This is a genomic window from Desulfurellaceae bacterium, from assembly GCA_021296095.1.
Taxonomy (GTDB): domain Bacteria; phylum Desulfobacterota; class Binatia; order Bin18; family Bin18; genus JAAXHF01.
Window position 1 is genome coordinate 33,682 of record JAGWBB010000027.1, and the last position, 10,207, is coordinate 43,888.

At 62.2% G+C, this 10,207-nt stretch carries 12 protein-coding genes; 3 read left to right on the forward strand and 9 right to left on the reverse strand.

The genetic code is table 11. The annotated features are described in order from the left end of the window. Positions 1–7: 7 nt before the first annotated feature. The 6 genes from J4F42_08530 to J4F42_08555 form a co-directional block, all read right to left on the reverse strand. The gene (locus tag J4F42_08530) at positions 8–1,258 is read right to left on the reverse strand and encodes a serine hydroxymethyltransferase (GenBank protein ID MCE2485543.1); all 1,251 of its coding nucleotides are present in this window, start codon (positions 1,256–1,258) and stop codon (positions 8–10) included. Between the two features lie 141 nt (positions 1,259–1,399). After that, positions 1,400–1,642, reverse strand: coding sequence for an acyl carrier protein (gene acpP / locus J4F42_08535; GenBank protein MCE2485544.1), 243 nt, complete (start codon positions 1,640–1,642; stop codon positions 1,400–1,402). Between the two features lie 50 nt (positions 1,643–1,692). Then, entirely contained in the window at positions 1,693–2,442 is a 750-nt protein-coding gene (gene fabG / locus J4F42_08540; protein ID MCE2485545.1) for a 3-oxoacyl-[acyl-carrier-protein] reductase, read from the reverse strand. Continuing rightward, positions 2,439–3,377 carry an ACP S-malonyltransferase gene (gene fabD, locus J4F42_08545; GenBank protein ID MCE2485546.1) on the reverse strand — a complete coding sequence of 313 codons (939 nt, stop codon included), beginning with the start codon at positions 3,375–3,377 and terminating at the stop codon, positions 2,439–2,441. The genes fabG and fabD overlap by 4 nt, the downstream gene beginning before the upstream one ends. Then, complete coding sequence (gene plsX, locus J4F42_08550) at positions 3,374–4,666, reverse strand: phosphate acyltransferase PlsX (protein ID MCE2485547.1); 1,293 nt, start codon at positions 4,664–4,666, stop codon at positions 3,374–3,376. Before plsX ends, fabD begins: the two co-directional genes overlap by 4 nt. A gap of 24 nt (positions 4,667–4,690) precedes the next feature. Continuing rightward, on the reverse strand, positions 4,691–5,239 hold the full coding sequence (locus J4F42_08555) for a DUF177 domain-containing protein (GenBank protein MCE2485548.1): 549 nt from the start codon (positions 5,237–5,239) through the stop codon (positions 4,691–4,693). 114 nt (positions 5,240–5,353) lie between these two features. Between J4F42_08555 and J4F42_08560 the strand changes: the two genes are divergently transcribed. The 3 genes from J4F42_08560 to J4F42_08570 all read left to right on the forward strand — a co-directional run bounded on the left by J4F42_08560 (position 5,354) and on the right by J4F42_08570 (position 6,714). Beyond that, positions 5,354–5,539 carry a hypothetical protein gene (locus J4F42_08560; GenBank protein MCE2485549.1) on the forward strand — a complete coding sequence of 62 codons (186 nt, stop codon included), beginning with the start codon at positions 5,354–5,356 and terminating at the stop codon, positions 5,537–5,539. 280 nt (positions 5,540–5,819) lie between these two features. Further along, the gene (locus tag J4F42_08565; GenBank protein MCE2485550.1) at positions 5,820–6,191 is read left to right on the forward strand and encodes a hypothetical protein; all 372 of its coding nucleotides are present in this window, start codon (positions 5,820–5,822) and stop codon (positions 6,189–6,191) included. Positions 6,192–6,294: 103 nt separating this feature from the next. Further along, on the forward strand, positions 6,295–6,714 hold the full coding sequence (locus J4F42_08570; protein MCE2485551.1) for a hypothetical protein: 420 nt from the start codon (positions 6,295–6,297) through the stop codon (positions 6,712–6,714). A gap of 47 nt (positions 6,715–6,761) precedes the next feature. Here J4F42_08570 and J4F42_08575 read toward each other — a convergent pair whose 3' ends face one another. From J4F42_08575 to J4F42_08585, 3 genes are all read right to left on the reverse strand, one after another. After that, complete coding sequence (locus J4F42_08575) at positions 6,762–7,883, reverse strand: acyl-CoA/acyl-ACP dehydrogenase (protein ID MCE2485552.1); 1,122 nt, start codon at positions 7,881–7,883, stop codon at positions 6,762–6,764. A 100-nt stretch (positions 7,884–7,983) separates the two neighbouring features. Continuing rightward, a complete protein-coding gene (locus J4F42_08580) occupies positions 7,984–9,126 on the reverse strand; it encodes a hypothetical protein (GenBank protein MCE2485553.1) in 1,143 nt (380 codons plus the stop codon). A 28-nt stretch (positions 9,127–9,154) separates the two neighbouring features. After that, the coding region (locus tag J4F42_08585) for an OB-fold domain-containing protein (GenBank protein ID MCE2485554.1) at positions 9,155–10,207 on the reverse strand (1,053 nt) is incomplete at its 5' end.

Consider the following 10,207-nt stretch of genomic DNA (forward strand, 5'->3'; position numbering starts at 1 on the left):
CTCGGGGTCAGGAGCTGGTGGGGTCGTAGACCGGGAACTGGCGGCACAGGTCACGCACCTCTGCCCCGATAGCGTCGAGTGCCGTGTCGTCTCCGACTCTTTGCAGGGCGCGCCAGATCAGCTCGGCAATCACCTCCATTTCGGGCTCTTTCATCCCCCGGCTGGTGACGGCCGGCGTCCCGATACGTACACCGCTGGTGACAAACGGCGAGCGGGGGTCAAACGGAATGGCGTTTTTATTGACGGTAATCCGCGCTCGGTCCAGCGTGTTCTGGGCCAGCTTGCCGGTCAACTCCGTGGCGCGCAGGTCGAGCAGCATGAGGTGGTTGTCGGTGCCGCCGGAGACCAACTGAAAGCCACGCCTGAGCAGTCCCTCGGCCAGCGTTTTGGCGTTGGCCAGGATTTGCCGCTGATAGGCTTTGAAGGCCGGGCTGGCGGCTTCTTTGAGTGCCACCGCCTTGGCGGCGATGACGTGCATCAGGGGGCCACCCTGTGTGCCGGGAAAAACGGACGCGTTCACGCTTTTGGCCAAATCCTGGCGACATAAGATCATACCGCCGCGCGGTCCGCGCAGCGTTTTATGAGTCGTGGTGGTCACTAGTTCGGCGTACGGCACCGGGGAGGGGTGCAGGCCGGCCGCAACCAGACCGGCAAAATGGGCAATATCGACCATGACCAGAGCGCCGATTTCGTCCGCAATCTGACGGAAGGGCGCGGCATCAATCTGCCGCGGATAGGCGCTGTGGCCGGCAACCAGCATCTTGGGCCGGTGTTTGCGGGCCAGGGCGGCGATTTCCTGGTAGTCGATACGCTGGTCGGACTCGCGTACGCCGTAGGGAATGACCGTGAAAAATTTGCCCGAGAAGTTGACCGGACTGCCGTGGGTGAGATGACCGCCGTGGGACAGGTTCATGCTCAGGATGGTATCGCCCGGCTGGAGCTGGGAGAAATACGCCGCCATATTGGCCTGCGCGCCGGAGTGGGGCTGGACATTGGCGTGCTCGGCGCCGAATAGGGCTTTGGCCCGATCAATGGCAAGCTGCTCGGCGACATCGACGTAGGCACAGCCGCCATAATAGCGCTTGCCGGGATAGCCTTCCGCGTACTTATTGGTAAGAACCGAGCCCTGGGCTTCCAGCACGGCCTGACTGACCAGGTTCTCGGATGCAATCAGCTCAAGATTGTCCTCTTGACGCTGGGCTTCGTGCCGGATCGCCGCATACACCTCGGGGTCTTGCTGGGCCAAGCTGCTGTTCATACACATTCCCTCGGGTAACGATGATGCCTGAATCCGAACTGTACAGCCTCTCGGGCGCGGGAGAAAAGACACGCCGGGCTGCCGCAAGACCCAGCCGCTGCCATGTTTCCCCGCTGCCGAGGGCGGGCGCACCGCCAGACACTAGGCCTGCTGACTGTCGATATAGGTAATGACGTCTTTGACGGTCCGAATCTTCTCGACGTCTTCGTCAGAGATCTCGGTGTTATACTCTTCTTCGAGGGCCATGACGAGCTCGACGATATCGAGCGAGTCGGCGCCTAAATCCTCGATAAACGACGCCTCCTGGGTCACCTCTTCGCGGCTCACGCCGAGTTGTTCACAGATGATTTCCGTGACGCGTTCCTGTGTTGCACTCTCTGCCATAACGCTGTCCTCCTCTATCGCTCACCCAGATGCCAGAGCCGGGGCGGCGCTTATACATACATGCCGCCGTTGACGTTGATGACCTGTCCGGTGATATACGCCGCTAGGGGGCTGACCAGGAAGGCCACCACTTCGGCGACCTCTGCCGGGGTGCCCAATCGGCCGGCTGGAATGAGGCTCAAATATCCTGTTTTGACCTGATCTGGCAAGGACCCGGTCATGTCGGTTTCAATAAAGCCCGGGGCTACCGCGTTGACGGTAATGGTGCGTGAGGCCAGCTCTTTGGCCAGGGTCCTGGTCAGTCCCAGAATGCCCGCTTTGGCCGCGCTGTAGGCGGCCTGTCCGGTGTTGCCGGTCTGGGCCACCACTGACGTCAGGTTCACGATCCGGCCGCTCCGCTGGCGCACCATGGCTCGGGCCACGGCTTTGCTGCACAGAAAAGCGCCCTTGAGGTTGACCCCCATGACCCGTTCCCACTCGTCTTCTTTCAGGCGCAACAGCAGGCCGTCGAGCGCCAGGCCGGCGTTGTTGACCAGGATGTCGATCCGGCCGTGTCGCGCCACCACATCCTGGACGCTGGTCGTGACCTCGGCCTGATCGGCGACGTTAAAGCGGCACGGCTCAGCCCGGCCGCCGGTCGCCCGAATATGGGCACATACCTCTTCGGCCGCTGCCTGATTTTGCACGTAATTGACCTGGACCTGAGCGCCGTCCTCGGCCAGGCGCTCGGCAATCGCCCGGCCGATACCGCGTGAGGCGCCCGTCACAAGGGCGACCTGTCCCTCCAGCCTGGCGGTCATGCGAGCAGTCCTTGCACCGCCCCGAGGTGGCCGGGCTGCCCAAAAGAGGCGCACGGGATGCCGGAGTCAATCCGTTTGAGCAAGCCGCTCAACACGCGCCCGGGGCCGATTTCGACCGCTGCCTGGCAGCCCAGGGGGCGAAGCTGGTGCATGCTCTCCTCCCAGCGGACCGGAGCCGTCACCTGCTGGAAGAGCAGAGGTTTAACCCGGTCAGGGTCCTGGTGGGGCTGGGCCGTGACATTTGGAATCAGGGCAAGCGACAGGGTCTGAACCGCGAGTGAGGCCAAGACCTGGCGCAGCCCATCGGCCGCCGGGGCCATCAGGTCGCAGTGGAAGGGCGCGCTCACCGCCAACTCAAGAGCCCGCTTCGCGCCCCGCGTCTTGGCGACCTCGACCGCCCGCCGGACGGCCTCGGCATGGCCCGCCACCACCACCTGGGCGCCGCCGTTGATATTGGCCGGGGAAACGAGCTGGCCTTGGGCGGCTTCCTGACACACCTCGGCAACAGCCTGGGGTGAGAGTCCCATCAGGGCCGCCATACTGCCGACTCCGGCCGGGACGGCCTCTTGCATCAGCCGACCACGTTCGCGGACGGTCCGCAGGGCATCGGCGAACGACAACGCCCCGGCTGCGACCAGCGCGGTGTACTCGCCCAGACTGTGGCCCGCTACGCACACCGGCCGAAGGTCCGTCTCGTGCTCGAGCACCCGCAGGGCGGCGATACTGGTCGCCAGGATGGCCGGTTGGGCATTAGCGGTCAGCCGCAGGTCGTCTTCCGGGCCCGCGAAGCACAGCGCCGACAGTTTGAACTGCAAGGCTTCGTCCGCTTCGCTGAAGACCTCGGCGGCAACCGCGAACTGCTGTGTCAGCGCCTCCCCCATCCCGACCGTCTGGGCACCCTGGCCGGGGAAGAGCAGCGCCAGCCTGTGGCTCATTTGTGGTGTTCCTCTTCTTTCTGATCTGGTGTGTGGCCGGAGTTGGATTGGGCAAAGCCGATCGTCTGGTCGGTCGAGCCGGTCGGCTCCTGGCCGGCGTGTCCGTTGGGCCGCTGGTGGCTGGCCGGTGCGGGTTGTCGGTGGGTATCGAACTCCGGTGTGTCGGCCCGAGCCGACGGGTGTCTGTCTGGCGGCGACTCAGGTCCATGGCCGTCGCGGTGGCGGAAGCGGTCCCGAATGTGCGTCCACAGGGTGCGACCGCCACGTTTGATCTCGGCGGTCAAAAACGCGGTTTCCGGCAGGGCGTGCAGGTTTGCAATAATCTGATCGTTCACCCCCCGACGGACCGACTCATCGGCCAGGCGGATCGCGTTTTTGATCGCCTTGGGGCTGGACGCGCCATGGGCGATAATCGGCAGTCCCTTGGTTCCCAACAGCGGGGCGCCGCCAATCTCATCCGTATCCAGACTGGCGCGCAGATCGGCAAAAGAGCGGCGCAGCAAGAGGTAGGCGAGCTTGCCCTGCCAGTTGGCGGTGAACAGAGAACGCAGCTGGGCGTGCAGAAAGTCGTAGAAGCCCTCCATGGTCTTGAGGGCGACATTGCCGGTAAAGCCGTCGGTAACAATGACATCGACTTTCCCGCTGTTGAGGTCGCGGCCTTCGATATAGCCAATGTAATTGAGCGACAGCTTTCCGAGAATTTCGTGCGCGACGCGGGTCGCCTCGGTCCCCTTTGAGTCTTCCTCACCGTTGCTCAGGACGCCGATGCGCGGATACCGAATGCCGCGCACGACACGGGCGTAGACCTCGCCCATGATGGCGAACTGGACCAAGTGTTGCGGTTTACACTCCACATTTGCCCCGGAATCAATGAGACAGGCGCGCTGGCCCAGAGTCGGCAACACGGTGACAATGGCCGGCCGCTCGACGCCTTTGAGACGGCCGAGGCTGGTGATGGCCAGGGCCAGCACAGCCCCGGAGTTGCCGGCACTGACGACCGCTCCGGCGTTGCCCGATTTGACATGGTTAAACGCGACGTGCAGCGACGAGTCGCGTTTGTTGCGCATGGCCGCGGTCGGCGAGTCGCTCATGCTGATCGTCTCGGTGGCGTGCTGGATGGACAGCAGCGAGGATTCTTTGGCCCGGACACGTTCAAGCTCGTGCAAAATGCGGTCTCGATTGCCGACCAGCAAGACCTCAATACCGTACTCCCGGGATGCAGAGACCGCACCCTCGACGACGGCGCCTGGGGCATAGTCGCCGCCCATGGCATCAACTGCGATATACATAGGGATGCGTGGGAAGACAGGCGCTTATTTGATGACTCCTTGGGGAGCAGTCCGGACTGAAGAGAGGAGGGCCAGGGGCGAAGCGTTGCCGCTCGGCTGGCAGGCGCAGCTGTCTTGGTTCAGGTTGATGCCACACTGGGGGCACAGGCCCTGGCACGCTTCATAACACACCGGAGCACTAGGCAGGGCTAGCATGACTTGTTCGTGGATCAGCGCTGAGACGTCAACATGTTCTCCGTGATAAAAACTCGCCGACAGCTCGTCCTGGTCCAGCGCAATCTCGCGGCCGAGCCGGGGCGTGGGCTGAAGAATCACCGAGAATGAACGATCCAGGGGAAAGGTGTACGTCTCCAGGCAGCGCACGCACTGAGCGCTGAGTGTCGTCTGGACGCTGCCGTCAAAGAAGAGGTCGTGCCCCGAGCGAAAATGGCTCAGCCGAATGTGCGCCAGCGCTTCAACCCGGTACTCGGACGTGGCCTGGGCTGAGGAGAGGAACTGGCCGAGTTCCTGGGCCTCCTCGCTAAAAGCCAGGACGGTCGGGGACGTGAGGATATCTTCGATATGGATCTTCACCGGACCAGCCCATTCGCAACAGCATCCATATAGTATGATCTCTGGACAAATGCAACGCGCCGGACCCGGCCTTGGCTTGACTGTCAGGCGCTGATCGGTTAGCTGTCGGGAGTCGTGCAGGTCATCGCGCTCACGCTCTTCATTGTCTGGATCCTGAGTCTGTGGCTGCTCCTCACCGGGCGCTGCCCCGGCTTGCCCTGGCTGTCCTTCCAGCCGGCAGCCCTGCTGAGCGGGATGCTCTTGTTTGTGGTCATGAGCCTGCTCGGCCTAGCCTGTGTCGTCCTGATCGTTGCTCCCTAGCCCCCCCACCTCGACAAGATCGCAGGTGCGTCTCAGCGAGACGCTCACTCTGTGCCTCACTCCTGATCTTTTTGTCGGCGTCATGGGTCTGTTCCCCACCTGCGCCCATGCTTCCCACATTCACGAACTGAGACAGTCTGGGAGAGAAACCCGGTATTGTCCTTCCTCGGAGTGCGACAGTTAAGTCACAGGCCATTGCAGCGGTAACCCAAACGCCTCAGCCAGGAGTCTAAACAAGAGTCTGACCAAAAGATGAAACTGTGAGACAAGGAGGAAGGGCATGAAGCTGAGAAGCCTGTTAGGCGGGGGAGCAGCACTGACAGTCGTGGTGCTGCTCAGTACGCCAGCCGTTGCCGAGCTGCCTGGCGACCGCACGGCGCGTAGAATCGAACGTATGCAAGAATGGCTCGATCTGTCTGAGAAGCAAGCCGCAGAGGTGCGTCTGATTCTTCAACGGGCGCGGCACAACGGCCGGTGTCGACAAAGTGGGGACGTTGATGCCCGCCGAACCTGTAGACGAGCAAAACGCGAGGCCGTGCGCAAAGAGTTGGCGACGATTTTGACGCAACAGCAACTCGAAACATTTAAGGGCTTACACGCTGAACATAAAACCGGTCGGACAGAGCGCCGACAAGGCCGCCCTCACCACTGAGACTCGTCGAGCGGCTTTTCCAGCTTAATGAAACACGGACTGAGGAAAACCAAAGCGCAACCTTCCCGTTGGTCCGTTGTTTGTGAAGCAGAGAGAGGGTGTCATGAAAAAATCATCTCCCGCGTCACGTTATATAAAAGACGTTCATCGTTCGGCCCAGCCCATCCTATCGTACGATATCGGCGCGGTCAGTCGACTGTTACCAAACGCGGTCATTCTGCCCGAGCAGTTCTACGCTTCTTCCACCGAAGGTCAGGTGCAGGACGGAGAAGTCGCACTCAGGCGGCGCTGTTTCCAAAGACGGTTTGTTCGCAGAGACCGCCGCGTCCAGCGGCTGGCCCAGGAGGCCGAGGAGTGGTTTACGGCCGACGATGCGGACTGGCCGTTCTCGTTCGTGAATATCTGTGCGGTCCTGAGACTCGAGCCCGACTATATCCGGCGTGGGCTGAAGCGCTGGTGTGAACGCTACGGCGACACAGCGGAGCGCGTGACCTCAGTCCGCTCCTTCCGCTTTGCCGCCTGAGCCGAGAATGTCCCGTCGAGGTGCTGCTCAATCTCGGAGCGGCAGGCTTAATCCAGCGTATGCTGAGCTACCAGCTCTCTATTCCAGGTCGCGTCGCCAAAGGTGACTTCTGAGCCTTTGGCCCGCTTGAAATAGATATGCAGATCGTGCTCCCAGGTAAAACCGATGCCACCGTGGACCTGAATCCCGTCCGCGCTGACCTTGCGATACGCGTCGCTACAGTAGGCTTTGGCCATGGCCGACGCCAGAGCCGCATCAGGCGTGGCGTTCGAGACCGCCCAGGCTGCATAATAGGTTGCCGACTTAGCGCTTTCGACCTGCACCAGCATGTCGGCACATTTATGCTGAATGGCCTGAAAGGAGCCGATCGGCCGGCCGAACTGTTCTCTGATCTTGGCGTACTCGACGCTCATATCCAGGACGCGCTGGGCGCCGCCGACCATCTCGGCACACAGCGCGACCTTGCTGTGATCCAGCATCCGGCTGAGCCTGTCCCAGTCCAGTCCCGGCGAGCCGAGCAGGGCGTCCGGCCCAAGTTCGACCTTGTCCAGCCTCAGCTCGCACAGCTTGCGGGTCTGGTCCATGGTTTTCAGCAGGCTGATACTCACGCCGGCCTGCTGGCGGTCGATCAGAAACAGCCCAAATCCCTCGGCGGTCCGCGCGGCACACACGATCATGTCAGCCACATGGGCGTCCGGAACAAACAGCTTCACCCCGCTGAGCCGATATCCACCGTCGTGTTGTTCGGCCCTCAGACGCACGCCCTCGGCATCCCAACGCGCGTTGTCTTCCAGGACGGCCAGGCTTGTCTTGAGCTGTCCCGAGGCGATGCGGGGCAACAGCTGCTGCTTCTGCTCCTCGCTGCCCGCCTCGGCAATGGTAGCGCCGCCCAGCACGACCGTCGAGAAAAACGGCCCGGGCAACACAACCCGGCCCATTTCTTCGAGCACGACGACCATGTCGATCAGGCTGAGTCCTGAGCCGCCGTACTGTTCGGGCAGAATGAGGCCCATCCAGCCCAGCTCGGCCATCTGCTGCCACAACGCATCGGCATAACCCCGCTCGTCCTCCATCATTTGGCGGACATAGCTCATCGGACATTCGTTGTTCAAGAAATCTGCCGCAGACTGGCGCAGCAACTCCTGCTCCTCGGTGAAGCCAAAATCCATGCAGTGCTCCGGAAAAGGGGAACGATAATGCCCAAGTCGGATGAGAAAAGATTATCGTTTCCCTTTCGAGGGGAACGCTAGCGTTCCCCTATATTTCTCTTTAACTATTGGCCAGAATCGACACGCAGCCGACCGAACCCGGGCCGCCTAGATTGTGCGCCAGCCCGACTTGGGCATCCTTGACTTGGCGTTCCCCGGCCTTGTTCCACAGGTGCTGACCGACCTCGTAGATCATGCGGATACCGGTCGCGCCAATGGGATGGCCGAACGATTTGAGACCGCCCGACGGATTGACCGGAATCTCGCCGCCGATTGCCGCCCGGCCCTCTTCCACGTACTTCCAGCCCTCGCCCTTTTGGCACAGCCCGAGGTCTTCGTAGTTGAGGATTTCGGTGATCGTGAAGCAGTCGTGGCACTCGACCAGATCAATGTCCTTGACCGTCATGCCGGCCTGCTCGTAGGCCGACTGCGCGGCCTGGGCCGTGGCCGGGAAGCCGGTATAGGCGAAACCCGGTTTCATATACGGCTCGCCCGAGGTGACCGACAGGCCGATGCCTTTGACCTTCAGCGGATCGGGCCGGAAGGATGTGGCCAGCTCGGACTTGCAGATGATCACCGCGGCCGCCCCATCCGTGGTCGGACAGCAGTCGAACAGGCCCAGCGGGCTACAGATCAGCGGCGCGTTGACGACCTGCTCTTCGGTCACCTCCATCCGAAAGTGCGCCTTGGGGCTCATGGTGCCGTTGTGATGATTTTTGATCGCTACCTGAGCCAGGGCGTGTTTGTCGATGCCGTAGGTCTCGAAGTAGCGGTTGGCGGCCATCGCGAACAGCGACGGCGCGGTCGTGCCGTAGCCGACAACGGGATGATTGCCAAAGGTGCCCAGGCCGCGCTGGCCGGAGTCGCGCAGCTTCTCGAAGCCGAGCGCCAGGACCACATCGTACATGCCCGAGGCCACCGCCATGCAGGCGTTGCGGAAGGCGTCCATCCCTGAAGCACAGTAGTTCTCAACCCGGGTAATCGGGATATTGTACAGCTTCAGGGGGTCGGCCAGGGCGTTGCCGGCGCTGGCCGAACTCAGGGTGCCGACCCAGGCGGCCTGAATCTGGCCGGGGTCAATACCGGCGTCGGCGTAGGCTTCCAGGGCTGCCGTGACGACCATATCTTCCGCGCTCATGTCGTAGTTCTCGCCGAATTTGCTGCAGCCCGCCCCAATCACCGACACCTTGTCACGAATATTCATCTGTCTCCTCCTTCCTGGAGTGTGTTGCTCAGCTGCTGACCGGTCTGGCCTTCCAGAAATAGTTCTTGATGCCAGACCCCTCGTGGTACTTTCTAAACGTGAGTTCAACCGGCATGCCGATGGCCACCCGGTCGGATTCGCAGTCGGTCAGCTGCACAAAGACCCGACCGCCGCCGTCGAGGTCAACCACCGCATGCGTGGTCGGCGGATCGGGCGTTTCGGTCAGATAGTCATGGGTGAAGGTGAACAGCTTGCCGGTCCGGGCCAGCTTCACCTCGTCAAGACCGTCACGATGGCCGCACTCGACACAGATCCGGTGGATGGGAAACTGAATCGTGTCGCAGTTGGGGCATTTCCCGCCGTGGAGCGGCAAAATCTCGTTTTTATCCCGCAGCAAAACAACCGGGGTCGATTCGTCCGGGGTCGAGTAATCCTTTTTCATCAGCTTGCGGAAGCGGGCGTATTTGCCGTACGACGACATAGTGCGTTTGCGCTCAATCTGCGAGTAGACGCTACGCACCAGTTGGTAGTCGGCCATGGCTTCGGTCACGCGGAAGACGGCCGCGTCCCCGCCGTCGCCATAGCCGGCGACCAGAATCAGATCGCCTGGCTTGGACCGTTCCAGAACTGCGGCCAGCAACACCAGGGGCTGGGCCGTACCCGAATCGCCGAGCGTGGTCCAGAACGTATCCTGAACCTGAGACTTGACATCCAGTTCCAGGCTGCGCAGGGCCGCCTGCATGGCGCGCTGGCTCGGACCGGCAATGGCCGCGCTGGTGATATCCCGGGCGCTCAGCCCACACCTGTCCAGCACCCCCGTGACTGCGGCGGCGACAAAACGGTTGTAGCCAAACTTGTTCTCAAACCCGCCCGGGAAGGAGCGCAGGTAGTCCTGCTCTTCGGTGCGCCAGGTGCCGAGAAACTCCTGGCCCATGGTATACGTCCCGACCACCTCGGCCAGTACCCCGTCGGTCCCGACCACCAGCGCTCCGCCCGCATCGCCATAGTTCTGCTCCTGCTGGGTATCGGGCTCACCCATGCGCGAGTCGCCCGCACATACCAGCAGGCGCTGACCGTCCTG

What these genes read in the sequence shown, in the direction of transcription:
- J4F42_08565 (MCE2485550.1), top strand. Translation starts at nt 5,820, where the DNA reads ATGAAGCTGAGAAGCCTGTTAGGCGGGGGAGCAGCACTGACAGTCGTG.
- J4F42_08530 (MCE2485543.1), bottom strand. Translation starts at nt 1,258, where the DNA reads ATGAACAGCAGCTTGGCCCAGCAAGACCCCGAGGTGTATGCGGCGATC.
- fabD (MCE2485546.1), bottom strand. Translation starts at nt 3,377, where the DNA reads ATGAGCCACAGGCTGGCGCTGCTCTTCCCCGGCCAGGGTGCCCAGACG.
- fabG (MCE2485545.1), bottom strand. Translation starts at nt 2,442, where the DNA reads ATGACCGCCAGGCTGGAGGGACAGGTCGCCCTTGTGACGGGCGCCTCA.
- acpP (MCE2485544.1), bottom strand. Translation starts at nt 1,642, where the DNA reads ATGGCAGAGAGTGCAACACAGGAACGCGTCACGGAAATCATCTGTGAA.
- J4F42_08570 (MCE2485551.1), top strand. Translation starts at nt 6,295, where the DNA reads ATGAAAAAATCATCTCCCGCGTCACGTTATATAAAAGACGTTCATCGT.
- J4F42_08580 (MCE2485553.1), bottom strand. Translation starts at nt 9,126, where the DNA reads ATGAATATTCGTGACAAGGTGTCGGTGATTGGGGCGGGCTGCAGCAAA.
- J4F42_08575 (MCE2485552.1), bottom strand. Translation starts at nt 7,883, where the DNA reads ATGGATTTTGGCTTCACCGAGGAGCAGGAGTTGCTGCGCCAGTCTGCG.
- plsX (MCE2485547.1), bottom strand. Translation starts at nt 4,666, where the DNA reads ATGTATATCGCAGTTGATGCCATGGGCGGCGACTATGCCCCAGGCGCC.